The sequence below is a fragment of the Chloracidobacterium sp. genome (assembly GCA_016715795.1).
In the GTDB taxonomy this organism is placed as follows: Bacteria; Acidobacteriota; Blastocatellia; order Pyrinomonadales; family Pyrinomonadaceae; genus OLB17.
In genome coordinates this window covers 836,493-857,576 of the sequence record JADJXP010000002.1, presented here as the reverse complement: position 1 = coordinate 857,576, position 21,084 = coordinate 836,493, and the positions used below count along the sequence as shown (strand labels likewise).

The following is a 21,084-nucleotide window of genomic DNA, read 5'->3' as shown; positions in this document are numbered from 1 at the left end:
GTTTTGAGTCTGTTTCTGGCCTGGTTGGGTGATCCGATCGGGTCGGCGAAGCTTTACCTGATGCCCGTCAGCGATCTCACGCTGAATCCGAATGCGGCCGTTTGGGACTCCGCTGCATCGACCACCGTTAAGATGGTGCCTCAGGACTTGGTGACACCTAAACTGCTTGTCCCCTCGGTGCCTGAGATACAGGTACGCGGTATGTCCGACGGGACGAATATCGCAGTCCGGCTTGAGTGGCAGGACGCGACCCTGGACGACCGGCCGGTATCCGGTTCGTTTGTTGATGCCTGTGCGATGCAAGTGCCTGCGGTGACCGAGGCCTCGGTACCGGTGGTTGCGATGGGTCAGCCCGCACGGCCGGTCGATATTACATTCTGGCGAGCCGATTGGCAGGCGATCGTCGACGGGCGTGAGGACAGCATCTCGGCGTTGTTTCCGAATGCATCTATCGATCACTACAACGCAAAGGCCAAGCCGCTCGATAAAAACTCAGCCGCGCAAACGGAGTTCGGACTCCGCGAGGCTCCCGCCCGCGCCGTCCAACCCGGACGGTCGGGCCCACGCGCGGAGCCGGTGGAAGATCTCATCGGAATGGGCCCGGCCGACCTGCGGCCGGCGGCAATTAGCGTCTCGAAAGGGCGCGGCATTAGGACGGCTTCGGGCTGGGCGGTTGTGCTCTCGCGCCCGGCTCCAAAGGGGTTTTCGTCATCGAAACCGATCAATATAGCGTTCGCGGTCTGGGAAGGCTCGCATGACGAGGTCGGTTCGCGCAAGATGCGGAGTGCATGGGTGAGCTTGATGATGACTGATCTGCGCCGTTAGCGGCGCGACGGAGGTTTGTAAATAATATGCGACTGTTAACTATCGCAATAATAATGACGATCCTATTTGCGGCCGGATGCCGCCGAGTTCAAGTGCCGACCGCCGAGGTCAACGTGGCTCAGGTTAAAGAGATCACCCTAGATCCGAATGCCTCGCTTTGGAATAACGTCTCGCTGCATGCGTCGAAAATGATCCCGCAGGACATCGTCGATCCCAGACTGCTTGAGGTATCGACTACTGAGGTTCAGGTAAAGGCGATAACCGATGGCCAGCAGATCGCTTTTCGGTTGGAATGGCTCGATTCTACGCAGAATGACGTTCCCGGGCCGAAACACTTCCTCGACGGCTGTGCTGTTCAGATACCGGCCAAGATCGAGGCCAATGTTCCTGCACCGCAAATGGGCGAGGTCGGCAAAGGTGTCGAGATCGCATTCTGGAGGGCCGACTGGCAAGCGATTGTCGAAGGGCGAGCCGATGATATCAAGAGCGTCTATCCTAACGCCCAGATCGATCATTACCCCTCGCAGGCAAAGCCACTCGAAGGTAATCCGCAGGCGTTGGCCGAGGCTGGGGCACGCTATGCTCCCGCAAGGGCTCTCGGCAATAACCGCACGGGCCCGCGCGAGCAGCCGGTCGAGGACATGATAGCCGAAGGGCCGGGTACGCTAACGCCTGCCGCCGCAACGACATCTAAGGGAAAGGGTGTGCGGACAAAAACGGGCTGGGCTGTCGTCATCGCTCGAACAGTTCCGGCAGGGTTCTCATCCGCGACGCCAACACAGACCGCATTTGCGGTATGGGAGGCCGCCCATGGCGAGGTCGGTGCTCGAAAGATGCGCACCGGATGGGTCCCGCTGATGCTTAAATGACAGCAACGGTCACGGACATCATGGCTGTTCACGATGAGCTCGACTCAATATTCCTCGAGCATCAGCGTGCCCTCCTGCGCATGGACCACGCGATGGCTGTGAAAGAACTTGAACGATACGAAGTAGGCCTTGTTCGCCATATGTTGGATGAGGAACGCATTCTGCTGCCGCTATATTCCGAGCGTTGCGAATTCCCAGGCGTCGCTGCCCCAAAGCTCTTTTTGGATGAGCATGAGAAGATGCGTGCTCACATCACCGTTCTCAAGGATGCCACCGCAGATCTAACAAACGCCGCAGACGTCGAGCCTGCCGTATTGAGGCTGCTCGGCCATGAGGCATTCTATCTTCGGCTGTCGGGGCACCATGATAAGCGTGAAGGTGAATATCTATACCCTCTTCTGGATGCCGTACTGTCCGACGCCGAGCGACGCGAACTACTCGACCGCGTCTGGCTCGGTTCAGGACAGGACAACACTGCGAATACATTAGGAGATCAGAAATGAAGGACGCCGATACATTACTTAATGAGGCCGCGGAATGGCGATTGCTCAGCCTGTTGTTCGATTGCCCGAAACGCGATTGGTTTCGACAGGTCTCGCTGCTCGGCGAACAGGTGCATGATAAACGCCTTGCGGCGGCGGCCAGGGCCGCTCAGGATGAGGCGACCGAGGGCCTGTTTCACTCCGTCTTCGGCCCCGGCGGGCCTGCCCCCGGCCGCGAAGTGAGCTATCGAAGCTGGGTTGAGCCGGGTCAACTGTTGTCAGAGTTGTCGTCCTATTACGATGCGTTCGGATACAAGACGTCAACCGAAGAGGTGCCCGACCACATTGCGGTCGAGACAGGATTTATGGGCTATTTGTGCCTCAAGGAACTCTACGCTCGCGAATGCGGCGACTCTGAGAATGCCGAGGTCACGGCCGAGGCCGCCCGCTCATTTATTGACGACCATCTCTCGAAATACGTTGAAAAACTCGATTCTCTGCTAAGTGGTTCCGGCATCGAGTATTTGGAGGGCGCGGGCAAGAGCCTGTTCGAGCGAGTCGGCCCTGACAAGGACAAGAGCAAACTCCGCGAGGCGGCCCGACCAGTCCTGGCCGAAGATGAAGATGAAACTATGTTTGAATGCGGGGCCGCGGTCTAGGTCGCGATCGTGTACGAATAGGCGATGATGACCACGGCGACGAGTAACGCACCGTAGATTACTTCCCACACGCCGATCCTCATCGCCTTGACCTTTCTCCGTACCGGTGAGAGGCCGATGGCAGCTCGCAGGAATAGAAGCATGAACATCGCAACCGGCAGGAGCGGGATGATGCCGGATCCTGCTAGTGCGGCCGCGGCGCCCAAAGCGACGACATGACTGAGGATCGGAAGGGCAAACGACATCGGCTTCCCTTTATCCAATGCCAGCCTGTTTCTAACGTAAAGCACCGACGGCAGGAAGCGTGCGGCGAAAATGAACCACAGTCCGGCCGCCACTGTCCAGCCCTTGCCGTCTGCAAGGGCCATTGACGCGGCTGTCGCGGCCATAACGATGCCGCCCGATAACTCAGCAAATAGCTGCCTTCCCGGCCGTGCCGCCTCGTACCAAAGTTGAAAGAGAGCCAGCGGCAGGACCGCGGCCAGTGGGATCAGGCACTGCCCTCCGCCCGATACGGCGGCCCCCACGATGCCTCCGCCGATCAGAATAGAGAAAGACGTGAGAAAATTCGCTGCGACAGGAGCGATCATGTTCGGATCGCCGCGTCGCCACACCGTGAGTAGTACCTGCAGTGGGCGACGTGCGAGGAATGCCCCGATCACCGCAACCGCAATCCAAAGGCCTGCCGCGGAAAAGGCGACCGCTAAGCCCGCAACTATCGGTTCAAAAAGAAATCCCCACGAGCCGTGTTCGGTTGGAAGCACGATCTGCCTCAATTTTACACGGCGCGCGGGGGCAGTCCTTGAAACTGTAGCGGTCGCGGCCATAACTCTTACGCAGCGGCGGCGAGCAGGCCCTGTTCCATCTCGATCGCCTTCGGGAACAGTAGGTTATTCTCAAGATGAATATGCTGATGCAGGTCGGCCTCAAGCTCTGCCATGCGATGATACAGTGCCGTAAAGCTGGGGCACGCCCATTCCGGCAGCGTGTAATCATCCGTCAGCTTCCGCATCTTTTCGAGCAATTCGCCTGCCGACTCATGCTCTATCATCATCATTCCGACCGGATTCTGGACGGTCGCGAACGGTGGAAATGCCGGCGGCATATTCTTATCGCGTCGCGATTCCATCTCTTCGATATACGGGAACAACACGTGCTCTTCCTTCATCATGTGCGGGCCGAGCTCGTCGCAGAGCTCCTGAAATGTGTCTCTTAGCTCAAGCAGCGCCGGCAGATGATCGCCGTGACGCGTCGCTACCTTGTTGGCCAGAGCCGTCAAGTGGGTCATTTCTTCGCGTGTATAGTGGTGGTGCTTATCGACGATATAATCGATCACCTCGGCGAGAGCGGCCGTTGTTAGCCAATCAAGCTCTTGGTTGCCCAGCTGGCCGACAACACCATCGATCTTGTCGAGCACAGCCTTGGGATCGAGGCCCTTGCTGACGCACGCCTCTTCAAAATTCGTATGCCCGTGGCAGCAATAGTCTATCTTGTATTCCTCAAAAACGCGGGTAGTTATCGGCATCGCCAATGCGATCTCGCGAACCGTCTTTGTATGTAAGTCTTGCATCAAAAGTCCTCCTTGGTGACTATTGCCATTGTGCCGTTATCGAGCGGGGGCGAATATGACCTGCCTCATACGAAACGAAAAAATACAGGAGCTAATCGACGAGACGGCGGAGAGGTTCGAGCGAATCGATATGGATCTTGCCATGCACGATACGAAACAGATCACGTGCGGCCATGCGGCGGATAGAGCGGATGGTCGTTTCGATGGTCAGTCCGGCCATATCTGCGATATCCTGCCGGCGGTGGTCGATGCGCCGCGGCCCGGTCTCATCGATTTCTCCGACGATCGAGATCAGGACGCCGGCAATGCGCTGCTCGGCCGACGGCGTCGCAAGGATCCGCACCGTGTCGGCCTTCTGACGCAAGATGTCACACATCTGTTCGAGTATGACCGCCGAAAACTGCTGCGAACTGCCCATCAGCTCCTTGAAATCTGCGCTCGGCATAAAGAGCAGTTCTGACTCTTCCATTGCAACGGCTGTTGCCGGGAAACTCTTGCCATCCAATGCCGGCGGAATCGCGAACACCTCGTCAGATCCGAAGGTGCCGACGATGATCTCCTTGCCTAGTTCCGGGTATCGGACCATTTTAATACGGCCCGAACGCACGAAAGGCAGGAACGTAGCGTCGTCGCCCTCGGAGAAGACGATCTCGCCTGCAGAAAATCGTCTTGCCGACGACCTTTCGGCGAGTAGCTCGGTGAGTGTTGCGTCTAGAATCGCCATAGCCGTAAAGTTCGATTCTAGCGCTTCAGTTGACGAACACAATGTTGTGACCTCCGTCATACACGGTGGGGCGTCGCCAGGCGGAAAATATCTTAGGAGGGTTTGTTTTCAAGAACTACCGATATGAAGACACTTAGAGACGTCATTGTAGCCCTGTTGTTTCTGACGATCGCTGCGTGCACGGCCGTTTCACAGACCAGGGCCGAGCGCACGGATGTTGATGAACTTGCCCGTCGGATCGAGGACCTTGAACAAAAGGTCAGGCTGCTGACCGAGGAACTCGTTCGCCGTCAGACACCGGCTGGAACGATCGCCCCGGCGAAACAAACCGACCGCGATCAGGCAGTGGCCACGGCCGACTCGCCGTCACGACCTGTAAAAGATACTCCGCCGCAACGCGACCTCAGTGTTAACGTCGGCAACCTTAAACTGACGCCCTACGGCACGATCTACTTCAACGCCTTTGGCAATACGCGAGGGACCAATAACGCCGATGTGCCACTGTTAGCCTCGTCGGGAGGCACCGGCGGCATGAGCGCGAGCCTCAGGCAAACGCGGCTCGGACTCAAGATGGAGGGTGCCAAAGTCGGCAGGGCCCGTCTTGGTGCCGTTGTTGAAGCTGACTTCTTTGGTGGTTCGCCTGGCATCGGGATCGGCGAGAATTTTGGCCTCGTACGGCTACGCTTGGCGAATATCAGGCTTGATTGGGAAAAAACCGGCCTGACCATCGGTCAGGACTGGATGCCATTTGCCCCGCAGAGTCCAGTTTCGCTTGCCGCAGCCGCAATACCTCAGATGGCCGCCGCCGGCAACAACTGGGCACGCATCCCGCAGGTTAAGATCGAGAGAAAGTTCGGCGCCGTTGCATGGCAGGGAGCGGTTCTCGCCCCGCAGTCGGGAGATTCGTCATCCGCAGGCGGTTTCTTCCTTCAGCCGAATTCAGGTTCGACGTCGGGCTTTCCATTTTTCCAGAGCCGTCTCGCCTACTCAGGCAAGAATTGGTTAGCCAGCAAGAAGGCGGGGTCGATCGGCATTTCGGGGCATTTCGGCCGCGTAGCGGCCAACACAGGTCCGGCGAACGCGCGTTATACCGACGCATCGTGGGGCATCGCCGCGGATTGGAGCATGCCGCTGACCGATGTCGTCAGCGTCGCCGGCGAGGCATTCGTCGGCCAGGGCCTCGGTGGTTTTCAGGCTGGAGTTTTTCAGGGTGTAAACCCTGATTTCGCTCGTGTCCAGAGCAATGCGTCGACCGCAGACGGTATTCGGGCGATCGGCACACGCGGCGGCTGGGTCCAAATCGCCGTCACCCCGAGAATGAAGGGCAACAAGCTTGGCTTTTACGGCACGGTCGGGGTCGACGACCCTGATGACGCCGACCTTCGCAGCGTGAGTTCACGCGACTGGCGGACGCAGAATCTGGCTTTTGCCGGTGAGGTGATCTATAAGTTCAGCCCGCAGTTTCAGATGGGCATCGAGTTGCGGCGCTTCGACACGCGATACCGTCTGTCGCGGCGACGCACAGCCGAGCACCTCAATCTGGCGTTTGCTTATAGTTTCTAGGAGGAATACCGGGCCAATTCGTTCCCCAGTTCGGTAAGCAGGTCCTTGTCCGTATCGCGAAGGGCGTTCTCATCGCGCAGGCCTTCGACGATAGAGATCGCCTTTTTGATATTCTCAACGGCCCTCGCTTTGCTTCCAGTCCGGGCATAGGCTTCGGCTGAGAGACGATAGGCGATAGCTACGTCATACCGGTAGGTCGTGGTCGCTTTATCTGCCTCGGCGATAGGTATCATTACGCGAAGCACCTTCTGCGCGCCGTTTTGAGCCTCCGTGTATCGGCCAAGTTTCAGGTGTGCGCGAACGCGCTCGGTCTCGTAAACCGCCAGATTGCGCTGATACTCCAGATTCTCCGGGGTCTTCTTGCTCAACGGCGTCATGGCAGCAATGGCCCTGTCAGCATAGGTGATAACACTGTTATAGTCACCGGCGAAACGATATGCCCGGGCCGTATTAAAGTACGAGATCGCAAGGTCATAGGCGACGACGCCATTTTCGGGCTCCTTGGCCAATGCAGCCTTTGGAAACCCGATCGTCGGCAGGCATGTCTCCACGCCTTTTTGAGCATCCTCTTTATCGATATACAGTTCGCAGGTCAGCGAATCGGTAAGCCAGACACTTCGCTGGACGCGAAAATCGTCAGGAAACTGACTTGCGAGTTCACGGCTGATCTCCGCCGCGAGGGCAAAGCCCTTGATGCCGCCCTCGTAATCGCCGATCGAGCCTTTTGCCTTGCTCATGACGCGGAGCAACCGCGTTTGGGTCTTCTTAAAGTCGGCATTCGCAGGATCCTGGCTGCGCAATTTCTCAACGATCGCGAGTGCTTCCTCAAACAACACAAGCGCTTGCTCCGTCTGTGAATTGAAAACAGGGATCGCGCCGTAATCGATCAGCACCACAGCCAGACGGTTTTGGTATTCGACCGACGACGGCTGGCTGGCGACCAGCTCGCGGCGGAGCTTGAGGCTCCGCTCAAAGGCCCCGGTTGCCTCCTGTGTCTGGCTGTTGTTCCAAAGAGTGCGGGCTGTCGTATAGTAGTTCGCCGCAAGTTTTTCCTTGACATCAAGATCGGACGTATCGGCCTGATAGACCGCTTCGCGCAGTTTGGCCGCCTTTTTGTAGCTGTCGAGTCCTGCCTGGATGTTGCCCAGGCTGGAGTTGGTCAGAGCGCCCTGCACGTCGCCGATCTTTTCGTAAGCGGTCGCGAGTTCGCCCTGCAATTCGAGGTCGTCGCCGGCCTCTGTCGACAGGCTGTCGAGATAGCCGAGGGCATTCGTTAGTATCTTCTCGCGGGCCTTTAGCGAGCCTTCAAGGTTCTCGATCTCGGGATAAACATCAAAGATATAAGAATTCGCCAGCTTTCGAACATCGTTAAAGCGGCTTTCCGCCCTAAGGCGTTCGGTATGCGCTACGCGGGCCTGCCACAGTGTCGCGATGGCTCCGGCGATGATCGCGATCAGGACCAATGCCGCGGCGATCGCGGCGTAGCGGTTTCGCCGCACGAACTTCCCTGCGCGATAGACAAGCGTGTCAGGCCGCGCCGTCACGGGCAGCCCATCCTGATAGCGGCGGATATCATCCGAGAAGTTCTCGGGTGACAAGTACCGCCGCTCAGGCTCCTTTTTGAGTGCCTTCAGGATGATATTGTCGAGGTCGCCGCGCAGATATTGCGGCTTGATGCTCATCGGGTGCGGCGCCGTAAGCCGAGGCGATTGATGCCGCGTTTCATTTACGGCGGACATTTCGCCGGGTCTCGCGGTGATCGCTTCAGTGTCCCTTTCCGGCAATGTTCCGGCCATTGACGACGGCAGCGGCGGATCGGTCTCGATCACGGCGTGAAGGATATCCTTAAGGTTGCCCTCCTTGCCTTCGAACGGACGATGGCCGCTAAGTAGCTCAAAGAGTATTACACCAAGCGAATAGACGTCGGTCGAGGTAGTTACGCTCTCGCTGCGAAGCTGCTCGGGCGACGCATAGCCGGGCGTCATGGCGCCGAGCCGCGTGACCGTTGCTGCCGTCAAGCCCTCGTCGTCCTCCGACAGGATCTTTGAGATACCAAAATCGAGCAACTTTGGAATGCCGTCTTCCGTTACCAGAATGTTCGACGGCTTGAGGTCTCGATGGACAATTAAATTACGATGTGCGAAATCGACAGCCGAGCAGATCTGCCGGAAAAGCTCGAGCCGAGCGTCGAGATCGAGCCCGTGCTTGTTGCAGTATTCGTCGATTGGGCGGCCCTCGACATACTCCATCGCAAGGAATGGTATCTTGTCGTCGGTCGCTCCCGCGTCGAGTAGCCGGGCAATATTCGGATGCTCGAGACGCGAGAGGATGTCGCGTTCCTGTTCAAACCGGCGGCGAAGCGCGGCGGTGTTCATCTCGCGCTTGAGCAGTTTCAGTGCGACGCGCTGCGAAAATGTGCCGTCCTCTCTCTCCGCCAGATAGACGGCCCCCATGCCGCCATGCCCGATCTCTGACACGATACGGTAATGCCCGATAAGCTGCCCGGCCAACCGATCGTCCGCCTCTCTGCCGTCGATGAACGAGGCTGAGAACTCCACCGCCGAGAGCTGCATCAAGTCGGCCGATTGTTCGTCAAAGCTCAGAAGCGAATCGACCTCGGCCCTAATATCGGCCCCGAGTCCGGCATTATCGAGATAGGATGCGCGCGCGGAACCATCGATCCTCAGGGCTTCATCGAGGATCTCTTTGACCTTGTCCCAGTTCTCCGGCTGCATTTGTGTTGACACGCCCATTTCGCGCTTCTGACCAATATGCGTAGATTGTGAGGAAACTCTGCCAGAATTTCTGCGACTATTTAGCCGCCGGAGTTTAGCTCGCGATAGAGCCATAATCTTGCGGCCTGCCAGTCGCGCACTACCGTGCGTTCCGAGATGTCAAGGCTCTCGGCTATCTCACCATTCGTCATCCCGCCAAAGAAACGCATCTCAACGACTTTCGCCTGCTGCTCGTCTAGCTTTTCAAGCCTGTCGAGCACGTCGTTCAGCACGAGCAGCGAGTCTGCGCGTTCCTCGACCGATACCTGAACATCATCCAGCGAAAAATGTATCGGGCGGTTGCCGCGCTTTGCCGTCGCGTGTTGACGGGCGTGATCTATCAATATCTGTCGCATTAGCCGTGAGGCGATCCCGTAAAAATGGCTCCGATTCTTCCAGTCAACGCCGGCTTGCTGGTTTAGTCGTAAGAAGGCTTCATGGACAAGCGCGGTCGGCTGCAGCGTGTGATTATTGCGCTCGGACGACATTAGTATCCGGGCCTGTCGCTTTAGCTCGTCATAGACGAACGGCAAGAGTTCCTCCTTCGCGGCCTCATTGCCATCGTTCCAATCCTGCAAGATCCGCGTGATCTCCGATGGCTTGACGTCGCTCATAGGCTGGGTCGAAAGAGTGGTAATTCAAGACGAAGTTTAACCTTTTTCGTGAAATAAGGAAAATTATTGGTCGATTTGGCAGACTTCATCACACTTTTACGCATATCCGAGCAGACACACTCTCGTCCAAACAAAAAAGGAGAATTATGCTGAGTCGAATTACAATACTTATTACGTTATTGCTTACAGTTGGTGGTTTTCTCGTCGAGTGGAATGCAAGTGCCACGTCGGCCGCTGATTCGCGCCAGGCGTCGGGCGACCTGCCATCCCTAACCGGTTCGGCGGCTGTTGACTATCTAAAGAATGCTGATGAACTTGAGCGCCTGTACGCCTCGATGAGTACGAGCGCTGAGGGCGGCGGCGTATACACCCTCCAGCAAAGGCTGACCGCAAGCGACGGCAACACGGGAATGGGGATGAGCATCGCGATCTCCGGCGACACGGCCGTCGTCGGTGCCAATGGCGACGCCGGTCTGCGAGGCTCGGCATACGTTTTTGTCAGGAACGGTTCGACATGGACGGAGCAACAGAAACTAATTCCGAGCCACGCGTCGCCCGAAGCCACACAGTTTGGTTACTCGGTGGCGATCTCCGGCGATACGATCGTCGTCGGCGCCATATCTTCCCAGATACCGGGTTCGACCGGCCGCGGCTCGGCGTATGTATTTGTCAGAAACGGGACGAGTTGGACTGAGCAGGCTCGCCTATTAGCACCGGATGCAGGCGGCGAGGGCATTAATTTTCAATTTGGACGGTCCGTAGCTGTTGACGGGGACCTTGCTATCGTTGGAGCCGACGGCGCGGGGCCAAATTTTCGCGGAGCAGCATATGCCTACGTCAGATCCGGTGGCGCATGGGCGTTTGACCAGCGCCTCGCGGCAAGCGATGGGGCGGACGTTGACCAGTTTGGCTACAGTGTCGCCATCGAAGGTCAAACGACGATAATTGGCTCGCGTGGAGACGACGATGGAGGTGAGGCAAGCGGCTCGGCATACGTCTATGTGCGGAACGGCACATGGAGTGAACAGCAGAAACTGGTACCGTCCGATCCGATCCCATCCGGCAATTTCGGCATCAGCGTAGCCCTTTCGGGCGAAACTGCTGTGGTGGGATCAATGCCGCTGGACGATATTTTCACTCCCACACAGGGCTCGGCATATGTCTTTACCCGCAGCGGGGCTACTTGGTCGCAAGCTCAGAAGCTGCAGGGCTGCGACATCGACCGTGACCTGTTTGGCGGCAGTGTTGCGATCTCCGGTGACAGGATAGTTGTCGGACGAGAACTCCCTGCGAGCACGCCCCCGGCTATGCCGCCGGGAAACGCATACTTCTTTGACCGCACCGGCTCAAATTGGACGCTGCGTCAACGCATACAGGGCGGGCCGACCGCGGTGTACTACGGTAACGGAGTAGGAATCGCCTCAGACGGCACCGCTGCCGTCGGTTCAATCCGCGACACGAGCCTTACTGATCATGCCGCATACATCTACGTCGAGCAGCCCGGGTCTCCGTCGGCCCCATGTCCGGGAGGCACTCCGACGCCATCAGTAACGCCGACGCCCACACCTTCGCCCACACCGACACCCTCACCAAGCCCGACGCCAACCGTCTCGCCAACGCCTCCATCAGGCGGACAACCTGCAATGCTCTCGCAGAGCATCACTGGCGGAGGAGGCGCGATCGTAAGGTATAACGACCCGCGAAATGCGCCTGGCAGCCAGGTCTTCACGGCCGGACTGCCCTCGAATGCGGAACCACACGGGATCGCCGTTGCGGGTAATGACACAGTGCTCGTGGGCGATTTCAGTCATTCGAGGATCTTTGTCGTCCGTGCTTCGGACGGAGTCCTTCAATCGACGATCAGCACGTCTGCCGCGGGCTACAACGGTTCCGGCTCGATAGCTGTGCCGCCACAGCAGAACGTCGCCCTTGCGATCGGCAGCAGCAGCCTGAAAGTTATCCAGGCGCCATTTAACGAATCGTCAGCGATCACCTCCGTGTCGCTGCCCGGGAGCGTCGCGGCCTTCCAAACACAGGCCATCGTGTTCAATAGCGAAGGCCGTGCTTTCGTGCGGCACTCGACCGGGATCTCGGTATTAGATGCACCCTATACGTCGGTGGCATTTACAATTCCGATCAGCACCGGCCTCCGGGCCGCGATCGCGATCACCCCGGACGGCAACACGCTGCTCGCAACAGGCTCTAACGGTCTCACGAACTTTGTGTTCATAATAAACGCACCTTTCAGCGCCGCGTCAACGCCGCAAAGTCTCGGCGTAGTTAACACCGCAAATGGCATTAAGGTCACTCCGGATGGAAGCAAGGCGATCGTTGCGAGCAATGACCTGCACATTGCGTCCGCCATCTCGGCGCCATTCAGTTCCAGCTCGAACGTCCAGGCTCTGCCGCTGCCGGCGGGAACGGCCGGCTTCGAACATGTCGATATCAGTGCTGACGGACAGACCGCGATACTTGCGGGGCGAACCGAGGCCGAACCGCCCATCCTGATCCGGGCACCATTTACGAACGCCGGGGCCGTATCGTCGTATATTCCGGTCAATGCCTCTAACCCAAATCGCGGCGGTGGAGCCGTGGTCTTCCTGCCGCCATCAACTCCGCAGCGGACAGAATATGACTTTGACGGCGACGGGCGTGCAGATCGATCCGTTTTTCGTCCAATGCCCGATCCGGCGGCGAACTTCTGGTACATACAGCCAAGCTCAACCGGTACGAGCTACGCGACCGAATGGGGCATCGAGACCGATAAGCTCGCAACAGCGGATTACGATGGCGACGGCAAGGCGGACATCGCCGTTTGGCGTGAGGACCCGTCCGATCCCGACAGGGCGATGTTTTACGTCCTGCGAAGTTCAGACGGTCAGTTTCAGATCGAGCAATTTGGCAAAACGGGCGATGTGCATTCGGTCGTCGGAGACTGGGACGGCGACGACAAGGACGATGTGGCCGTCTATCGCGTGACCGGCGGACAAGGGCAGTTCTTTTACCGTCCGTCGTCCCAGCCTGGTGTTGATTTCGTGACGATCAATTGGGGTACGACTGGCGACCTGCCTGTCAGAGGAGATTTTGACGGCGACGGACGCCACGATGCCGCCGTATTCAGGCCGTCCGAAGGAATCTGGTACATCCTCCAAACCTCGAATGGCCAGCCTCAATATCGAAGCTGGGGCTCACCAGGTGACAAATTCGTCCCCGCGGACTACGACGGCGACGGCAAGACCGATCCCGCCGTATTCAGAGACGGCACGTGGTACATCCTGCAAAGCTCGAATGGCCAGCCAAGCTACATCAGCTTCGGCACATCGACCGACACCCTCGTCCCCGCCGACTACGACGGTGACGGACGCACAGATACGGCCGTTTATCGAAACGGCACATGGCACATAAACCAAACCTCCGGTGGTTTCGCTGCATTCAACTTCGGCCTCGGCTCGGACATACCCGTGCCGTCGGCCTTTGTCGGGCCCTAAGCGTGGCCTTTATTCTCCCACCTTTTGGCGAGGACATTGTCCTCGCCTTTTTTGTCCCCTTATCGGCGCTAAGGGTATCATCTATTCAGACCATGATCAGCTTGGGGCCGGAAATATGCACGGATCGCGTGGATTCATTCTCCCGCGAATGGCTCGAAACGAACGGCATCGGCGGATACGCATCGTCAACCGTGGCGTGCGCCAATACGCGCCGTTACCACGGCCTGCTCGTCGCAGCGACGCAGCCGCCGCTCGGTCGGATGGTGTTGCTCTCAAAATTTGAAGAGACGCTGATCATCGGTGAATGCCGCTTTGATCTCTCGTCAAACCAGTATCCTGACACGATCGATCCGAACGGCTACCAGTTTCTCACGGGCTTTCGCCTCGACCCATTCCCTGTTTGGACATACAACGTAAATGGCATCAAGATCGAGCGGGCCGTATTCATGGTCAATGGTGAGAATACGACCGTCTGTCGCTGGTCAATGACGGGCGCGGCCACGAGCGACGTTAGCCTCGCGCTACGGCCGCTGCTTGCGTTCCGCGACCATCATCACCTGCGGCACGAGAATGCTCAATTCGACAGAACATATGAGGCAGAACAGGGCCTCCTGAGGTTCTCGCCACTTGCCGACACGCCAACGCTGCATCTGGCACATAATGCCTCAAAGGTCGAGCCTTCGGGCTACTGGTATCGCGATTTTGAGTACGAGATCGAGAAGGAACGCGGCTTTGACTATCATGAGGACCTTTATCAGCCGTGCGTGCTCACCTTCGACCTATCCGCGGCAGCGGTGGTCATTGCTTCGACCGAAATGCCGAATGTCTCTGATCATGAAAGCCTTCGAGCGAGCGAGATTCGACGTCGTGCCCGCTTGGTCGCCGCTTCGGGGACAAAAGACGATACGGAACGCCAACTCGTTCTTGCCGCCGACCAGTTCATCGTCCGACGCGGTTCGGGGCACACGGTCATCGCAGGCTACCATTGGTTCTCCGACTGGGGCCGCGACACGATGATCGCCCTGCCGGGCCTGACGCTGGCCACGAATCGCCCCGATGTTGCCCGCAGCATATTGCTCGAATTCTCACGGCATATCTCGCAGGGAATGCTGCCGAACCGCTTCCCCGACGCGGGCGAGCAGCCCGAATACAATACCGTCGATGCGACGCTGTGGTTTTTTGAGGCGATCCGAGCCTATGTCGCCGCAACCGGCGATATTGCCTTCGCTCGGGATGAGCTATTCGAGAAACTTGCCAATATCATCGACTGGCACATTCGCGGAACACGATACGGGATCCGCGTTGACAATGACGGCCTGCTGGTCGCGGGTGAACCGGGGACACAGCTAACCTGGATGGATGCAAAGATCGGCGACCATGTCATCACGCCGCGTATCGGCAAACCGGTGGAGATCCAGGCACTATGGTTCAATGCCCTGTGCGTGATGACAGACCTCGGAGAACAGTTCGGTGATGTGGCGAAAGCTCAGGAATATCGCTCGATCGCTACGAGGGCAAAAGTGAGCTTCCGACGCTCTTTTTGGAATGACGAGCAAAACTGCCTCTACGACGTCATCAATGGTGACGAGCGCGATGCGTCTGTCCGCCCAAACCAGATCTTTGCGGTCAGCCTTCGGCACACGATGCTCGACGCCGCCGCAGCCCGCAAGGTCGTAAAAAAGGTTGAGGCCGAACTCTTGACGCCATTCGGGCTGCGTTCGCTCTCGCCGCGCGACCCGCGCTATGTCGGCCGCTACGAAGGCCCGCCGGAAGTGCGCGATGCCGCCTATCATCAGGGGACCGTCTGGAGCTGGCTGATCGGACCTTTCGTCGACGCCTATCGCCGAACGCACTCTAAAGACCGACGGGCCGAGTATCGCGTCACCGAGACCCTCGGCGCGCTCTACTCTCACCTGAACCATACGATGCTCGGGAGCGTCTCAGAGATATTCGACGGCGACGCCCCTCACACCCCACGCGGAGCCGCCGCCCAAGCCTGGAGCACCGCCGAACTCCTCCGACTCGCATCTACCATCAAACCGTAGAGCCCCATGCCAGCTTCCAAGGATTCATGGATCCATCACCTCCGGGCCGGTGCCGGCGATGAAGTCGAGGTCGGCGATGTCATCGGTCAAGGACACTATGCAGGTCGGGGCTATCGTCGTATCGTAGCCGATGCCTACGGCGAAGTCGGGTTGTCTCAGCTAAAACGTCGTCGACGCTGAGTCTGCCAATGCCCAGGCTCGAGAAACCTTAGACAATCTCGCCAGCATCGCAACCCGTTTGGACAAGACCGGCCGACTAGAATGACCCACCACAGAAAAATGGAGCCACCCGTCGGATTTGAACCGACGACCTTTCGATTACGAATCGAACCGACAGGGATTTTTGCCAATTTCACGATCTTTCCAACTATGTGTAAATTCAGTAGTTTACGCTTGACTACTTGTTCAGAAGATTTCACAATATAGCCTATCTCACCTAATTCTCACCTAGTTTTAGGTGAGAAAAAAGGTGAGAAAAAAGTGAGGTGCTTTTATGGAGATCACGGCGAAAGTATTCAAACGAAAAAGTGGCAAATCGAAAGGCAAATGGACAGCTCGCATTTCCTATTTCGATCACAGGACGGGCAAGACGTTAACCATTGAAAAAGCCAAAGCCAAACGAACGGACGCGATAGATGAACGCAACCGCCTTGTTAATGAGATCAAGAAATCTCACGGCGGAATCCGTGAAGGTGAAAGAATGACATTTTCGAGACTTGCAGATATTTGCTCAAAGCAATTCTATAAACCAGCCGTGATTGAAAATGGAGTAAAGACGGAAGGCGTAAGATCACACGCCGGAATACAATCCGCCGTTAAGAATCTCACAAGGTATTTTGGCAAACGTCGGATAGGTGAGATCACAAAAGAATCCCTTGCCGATTACAAGCAATGGCGGCGAAAACTAGGCTCACTCCGAACGAAGGCGAAAAATGAGCCTATAAAGATAGCTACTATCAATCGTGAACTTGCAGCTATGCGCCGAATGATGCGGTTTGCCTTATCGGAAGGCTGGCTAGTGAGAGATATTTTCTTTGGTGCAAAAGCCATTGTTACTTCCGCCGAAACCGTTAGGACAAGGATTCTGTCTGAAAGCGAACAGGAAAGGCTTTTAGCGGCCTGTGAGGGCGAGCGAGCTATAACCTATACACGGCATCACTACGGCAAGTCAGAGACGGTCACGGCAACGATAAAGGCCGATAATCCGCATTTGAAGGCAATCATCTTGCTTGCTGTCGATGCCGGAATGAGACGCGGCGAAATCTTGAAGCTGCATTGGAAGGATATTGATCTTGAGGCCGGAATCATTACGGTTAAGGGAAGCAATACCAAGACGGAGACGGAGCGTATTGTGCCTCTGACGGAACGGGCAAAGGCGGAACTGGAGAACGTCCGCTCTTTCACGCCCGAAGGCGAATCACGCCCGTTTCCATTTGTTGACTTTAAGCACGGCTGGCAGACGGCAAAGCGGATAGCCGGAATTGACGATCTTCACTTTCACGATCTTAGGGCTTCGGCTATCACGCGCTGGCAGAGAGACGGATTGCCATTAGCCTTTGCGTCAAAAATAGCCGGACACTCGGACACTCGGACAACGAGCAAATTCTATACATCCGCCGATGTAGAGATCGTTCGCGAGCTGGCGGAGACGATGAATCGCAGTCACGCAAAAGCGGATATTTTAGATACGGAGTTTGTGAACTAACGCTTATGGCTACAAAGAATCTTGTGGATTGGTATCGCGTATTGCCCCTTTTGGACTCCAAATTTGCTAAGGGCTTCGATGACTTCTTTCGTGATCTAATCGAAGGTCTAAGAGAGGCCGGACGCGATGAGGATGCGATGAGGATGCCGACGCTTGGGCTAAGGTTAAAAGCTACTTTCACGCCCGTTATTCAGCAAACGTGAATTGAGAAAACCCGCTAAATACGACCCGAAAATAACCCCTGAAATAAGTTGTTAGGTTAAGAGCTAGAGAGCAAATCTCTGGCTCTTTTTTGCATTAAGAGTCAATAAACATAAGGAGATACCTAATTTTATGACTAACGACAACGATTTCATTACACAAAACGAAGCTGCGGAACAATTCCCCGTCTCTACGGTGACTCTTTGGCGCGAACGCAAGGAAGGCCGTTTGCCCTTTTATCGCGTTCGCGGACGTGTCCTTTATCGCGTTTCTGACTTGATAGCACTCTTTGAGGCCGGACGGCGGAACGGTGCGGAGGCGATCGAAGATGAAAAAAAATGATGCCGAAGCAGTGGCTGGCTTCGGCATTACTCGAAAGACGAAAACATTTTTTAACAGTTTCAAGTCTAGCCGAAGCAGCTCTAAATATCAATGCCTTAATTGTGAGGCGTGGAAACAAGGCAGAAAGCTAATCGCGATTGCTCAATACGATCACGCGGCAGCCCGTCTCACGTTGTTTCGATCTTGCCGTCCTTGCTGGCAGTCATATAGCCGCGTTTCTGACGATCTAAAACAGGCTTTTATCTCTCGGATAAGAGAGAAAATCAGAAAGGCATCGGAGGTGATTATTGATGAATCATCTTGACGATCTTCTGCAAAAACTCTCGAAGGTAAAGCAAACAGCTAACGGCTGGACGGCTCTTTGTCCTTCACACTCGGACGCAAACCGAAGCCTTTCCATTGCGAACAAAAACGGCAAGATACTTCTCAACTGTTTTGCCGGATGCGACGTGAAAAACATCGTTGGAGCGATAGGTTTGCAAACCAGCGATCTATTTGAAGCGAACACGAACGGACTTTATGTTTCTGCGCCTGCAAAAGCCAAAACGATAGCCGCGATCTATGAATACTTTGACGCTAACGGAGTATTAGGTTATGAAAACGTCCGATACAGCAACAAGACTTTTACACAACGCAGGCCGGACGGAAAAGGCGGCTATATCTACAATCTGCAAGGTATAGATCGTATTCCTTACCGTTTGCCGGAACTGATCGACGCGATCAAAAACGGGATCAATGAAATCTGGCTTTGCGAAGGCGAGAAGGATGCTGAATCCGTGCGATCTTTGGGCTTTACAGCGTCCAGTTTTAAGAATTGGACTAATGACTTCAATCAGTATGTGAAAACGGCTCACGTCGTTCTATTCAGCGATCACGACACAGCCGGACAAAAGCAGGCAGCGGATGCCGCTAACATTCTTTCCGGCGAATGTTTATCCGTGAAGGTTATTGACCTTTTTGACGGTGAACCTTTGCTAAATAAAAACGGCAAAGACATTACAGACTATATTCAAGATGCCCTTGCCAATGGTGAAGATAAAGACGGCATAGCCGAAAGGCTGTGTCAGATCGTAGAAGGCGCAGAAGTTTGGACGGCAACCCAAACGACCGGACAAGCCGCGTCTTTGTCTGACAACCTTTTCACTTTACGGCCTGCAAACGAGTGGATTATGGACGCAAAAACGAGACCGATACCAAAGACTTTATTTGATGAATTTTGGTTTGAAAATGAGCTTTGTATTTTGTTCGCTGATACCGGAAAGGGCAAAAGTATCTTAGCCGTCCAGATCGGAGAAAGCATAGCAAGCGGACAAGCGATCAAAGGCTTTACGCAAACCGCGTTAACTCAAAAGGTGCTGTATTTTGACTTTGAGCTATCGGATAAGCAATTTGAATCGCGTTACTCTGAAAAGCCTGCAAACGGTGACTATCATACGAATCATTTTGTTTTCTCACCTAACCTTTTCAGGCTGGAAATCAATCCAGACGCGGACTTGCCGCAAAGCATAAAGTTTGAAGATTTCTTGATTCAGTCAATCGAAGATCGTTTGAAGGAAACCGGAGCTAAGGTTTTGATTCTCGACAATATCACTTACCTTCGATCCGACACGGAAAGGGCAAAGGACGCTTTGCCGCTAATGAAGGAACTCAAACGCCTAAAGACTCAATACGATCTTTCGCTTTTGGCTTTGGCTCATACTCCGAAACGCGATCTTTCGAGGCCGATAACTGTAAATGACCTTTCCGGCTCGAAGATGCTAAGTAACTTCGCAGACAGCATCTTTGCCATTGGCGAAAGCCAAAAAGATCACATCATTCGATACCTAAAACAGATAAAGACCCGAAGTTCAGAGACTATTTATCACGCGGACAATGTTTGTATCTGTCAGATCGAAAAGCCGTCAAACTTTCTGCAATTTCAGTTTTTGAACTTTGGCAAGGAAAAGGAACACCTTCTCGAAGTCTCTCAAAAGGACAAAGATGCTTTGATTCAGAAGGCTCACGATCTTCACTCACAAGGCAAGACGCAAAGAGAAATAGCTAATGAGCTATCTGTCTCGTTAGGCAAAGTAAATAAGATGCTAAAGACAATTCTGGTAAAGACGGCAACCCCGTAATGTTCATTTTGTTCACGGTGTTCATTTGTTCATTTGCGTGAACATTATGAACAAATGAACAAAATGAACAAGTGAACACGATCAAAGATGAACCGAAAAGCCAAAGGAAATCGAAACGAATATAAGACAATGCGGCTATTAGAATCGCTTGGCTATGAGTGTTTCCGTGCGGCTGGCAGCTTCGGACTCTTTGACGTGATAGGTATATCGGCTTCGGACGTTCTGTTAGTCCAGGTCAAATCAAACCGCTTGCCGTGCTCTGTGGAGATCGAAGCTATCAAGATGCTCAAGACACCTAAGAACTGTCGAAAACTTATTCACGTCTGGCGAGATCGGCAACGCTTGCCACTGGTAAAGGACATCTGACGAATAAACAGACTCGGACAATTATTCCGGCGTTTCGTCAATCGCGTAAATATCATCAATCACGGATTGAAGATCAACGTCCAGCTTGCCGGAAATTTGCTGATTAACGTCAAATCGTTCACGGAACTTTTCGGCGCGGTTGCCCTTTAACGCAAATTCCAACAAGCGATCACTCTTTCGCCGGATGCCGTCTTTGTCAACGATGCCCGTTACAGCTCGCCTGTATAGCTCGGATTCCATTTCGTCATAGACAGACGCTAGCACGTCGTCCCAAGCCGTTGAAAAGACGGCATCCTTCTGTTTGTGAAGATACGCAGAAGATCGGCTAATCTTGACCGCCTGAATCGCCTTAGAGACGTTGCCGTGAGAGGTCTTTAGCTTTTGCAGGAACGCGGCCTTTTGCTGTGTCGATAAAGTCAGTGACATAGCCCTATTCTAGCCCTACTTCGCAACCGCGATCTTCGATCAAAAACACGTCCAGCTCACCTTCTTAGGTGAGATTCTAGGTGAGACAGGCTTCTTTTCAAAAGCACAATCCCCGTAAGTTATTGATTTTAATGGAGCCACCCGTCGGATTTGAACCGACGACCTTTCGATTACGAATCGAATGCTCTACCAACTGAGCTAGGGTGGCTTACAGGAGGGCCGAATTTTTGAATATACGTGGCTCGCGACGGCGTGTCAAGCGCCTCAGTTTGATGCACTTATGAGATTGACGTTGCATTCGTAATACGTTAACA

At 55.2% G+C, this 21,084-nt stretch carries 19 protein-coding genes and 1 tRNA gene; 13 read left to right on the top strand and 7 right to left on the bottom strand.

Annotated features, from left to right (window positions below):
- The first annotated feature begins 3 nt into the window (after positions 1-3).
- From IPM59_08830 to IPM59_08815, 4 genes are read left to right on the top strand one after another with little or no spacing between them, the layout of a single operon-like run.
- A complete protein-coding gene (locus IPM59_08830) occupies positions 4-825 on the top strand; it encodes a hypothetical protein (protein MBK9215693.1) in 822 nt (273 codons plus the stop codon).
- A gap of 53 nt (positions 826-878) precedes the next feature.
- Positions 879-1,694: a hypothetical protein gene (locus IPM59_08825; GenBank protein MBK9215692.1), complete on the top strand. Its 816-nt coding sequence runs from the start codon at positions 879-881 to the stop codon at positions 1,692-1,694.
- Positions 1,691-2,197, top strand: coding sequence for a hypothetical protein (locus IPM59_08820; GenBank protein ID MBK9215691.1), 507 nt, complete (start codon positions 1,691-1,693; stop codon positions 2,195-2,197). Before IPM59_08825 ends, IPM59_08820 begins: the two co-directional genes overlap by 4 nt.
- On the top strand, positions 2,194-2,835 hold the full coding sequence (locus IPM59_08815) for a molecular chaperone TorD family protein (GenBank protein ID MBK9215690.1): 642 nt from the start codon (positions 2,194-2,196) through the stop codon (positions 2,833-2,835). The genes IPM59_08820 and IPM59_08815 overlap by 4 nt, the downstream gene beginning before the upstream one ends.
- Here the strand turns inward: IPM59_08815 and IPM59_08810 are convergent.
- The 3 genes from IPM59_08810 to IPM59_08800 form a co-directional block, all read right to left on the bottom strand.
- The gene (locus IPM59_08810; protein MBK9215689.1) at positions 2,832-3,599 is read right to left on the bottom strand and encodes a YwiC-like family protein; all 768 of its coding nucleotides are present in this window, start codon (positions 3,597-3,599) and stop codon (positions 2,832-2,834) included. The two genes, IPM59_08815 and IPM59_08810, sit on opposite strands and share 4 nt — an antisense overlap.
- Before the next feature lie 68 nt (positions 3,600-3,667).
- Positions 3,668-4,405: an iron-sulfur cluster repair di-iron protein gene (ric, locus tag IPM59_08805; GenBank protein MBK9215688.1), complete on the bottom strand. Its 738-nt coding sequence runs from the start codon at positions 4,403-4,405 to the stop codon at positions 3,668-3,670.
- Between the two features lie 91 nt (positions 4,406-4,496).
- On the bottom strand, positions 4,497-5,129 hold the full coding sequence (locus tag IPM59_08800) for a Crp/Fnr family transcriptional regulator (GenBank protein ID MBK9215687.1): 633 nt from the start codon (positions 5,127-5,129) through the stop codon (positions 4,497-4,499).
- A gap of 123 nt (positions 5,130-5,252) precedes the next feature.
- Here IPM59_08800 and IPM59_08795 point away from each other — a divergent pair, with 123 nt between their 5' ends.
- Entirely contained in the window at positions 5,253-6,692 is a 1,440-nt protein-coding gene (locus IPM59_08795) for a hypothetical protein (protein ID MBK9215686.1), read from the top strand.
- On the opposite strand, the gene IPM59_08790 is transcribed toward IPM59_08795, so the two are convergent.
- Together IPM59_08790 and IPM59_08785 are read right to left on the bottom strand one after the other, a co-directional pair.
- Positions 6,689-9,439, bottom strand: coding sequence for a serine/threonine protein kinase (locus IPM59_08790; GenBank protein MBK9215685.1), 2,751 nt, complete (start codon positions 9,437-9,439; stop codon positions 6,689-6,691). The two genes, IPM59_08795 and IPM59_08790, sit on opposite strands and share 4 nt — an antisense overlap.
- 68 nt (positions 9,440-9,507) lie before the next feature.
- Entirely contained in the window at positions 9,508-10,080 is a 573-nt protein-coding gene (locus IPM59_08785) for a sigma-70 family RNA polymerase sigma factor (protein ID MBK9215684.1), read from the bottom strand.
- Positions 10,081-10,226: 146 nt separating this feature from the next.
- Between IPM59_08785 and IPM59_08780 the strand changes: the two genes are divergently transcribed.
- From IPM59_08780 to IPM59_08745, 8 genes are all read left to right on the top strand, one after another.
- Positions 10,227-13,568 (top strand): VCBS repeat-containing protein, encoded by a 3,342-nt coding sequence (locus IPM59_08780; protein ID MBK9215683.1) that lies wholly within the window; start codon positions 10,227-10,229, stop codon positions 13,566-13,568.
- 92 nt (positions 13,569-13,660) lie between these two features.
- The gene (locus IPM59_08775) at positions 13,661-15,613 is read left to right on the top strand and encodes a glycogen debranching enzyme family protein (GenBank protein ID MBK9215682.1); all 1,953 of its coding nucleotides are present in this window, start codon (positions 13,661-13,663) and stop codon (positions 15,611-15,613) included.
- A 6-nt stretch (positions 15,614-15,619) separates the two neighbouring features.
- Entirely contained in the window at positions 15,620-15,793 is a 174-nt protein-coding gene (locus IPM59_08770; protein ID MBK9215681.1) for a hypothetical protein, read from the top strand.
- Positions 15,794-16,313: 520 nt separating this feature from the next.
- On the top strand, positions 16,314-17,318 hold the full coding sequence (locus IPM59_08765; GenBank protein MBK9215680.1) for a site-specific integrase: 1,005 nt from the start codon (positions 16,314-16,316) through the stop codon (positions 17,316-17,318).
- Between the two features lie 5 nt (positions 17,319-17,323).
- Positions 17,324-17,521 (top strand): hypothetical protein, encoded by a 198-nt coding sequence (locus IPM59_08760; protein ID MBK9215679.1) that lies wholly within the window; start codon positions 17,324-17,326, stop codon positions 17,519-17,521.
- A gap of 130 nt (positions 17,522-17,651) precedes the next feature.
- Positions 17,652-17,861: a helix-turn-helix domain-containing protein gene (locus IPM59_08755; protein ID MBK9215678.1), complete on the top strand. Its 210-nt coding sequence runs from the start codon at positions 17,652-17,654 to the stop codon at positions 17,859-17,861.
- Positions 17,862-19,030: 1,169 nt separating this feature from the next.
- Complete coding sequence (locus IPM59_08750) at positions 19,031-19,978, top strand: AAA family ATPase (protein ID MBK9215677.1); 948 nt, start codon at positions 19,031-19,033, stop codon at positions 19,976-19,978.
- 129 nt (positions 19,979-20,107) lie between these two features.
- Positions 20,108-20,344: a hypothetical protein gene (locus IPM59_08745; protein ID MBK9215676.1), complete on the top strand. Its 237-nt coding sequence runs from the start codon at positions 20,108-20,110 to the stop codon at positions 20,342-20,344.
- A 21-nt stretch (positions 20,345-20,365) separates the two neighbouring features.
- On the opposite strand, the gene IPM59_08740 is transcribed toward IPM59_08745, so the two are convergent.
- A complete protein-coding gene (locus IPM59_08740; protein ID MBK9215675.1) occupies positions 20,366-20,770 on the bottom strand; it encodes a hypothetical protein in 405 nt (134 codons plus the stop codon).
- A 132-nt stretch (positions 20,771-20,902) separates the two neighbouring features.
- Positions 20,903-20,978 (bottom strand) — tRNA-Thr (locus IPM59_08735).
- Positions 20,979-21,084: the final 106 nt, after the last annotated feature.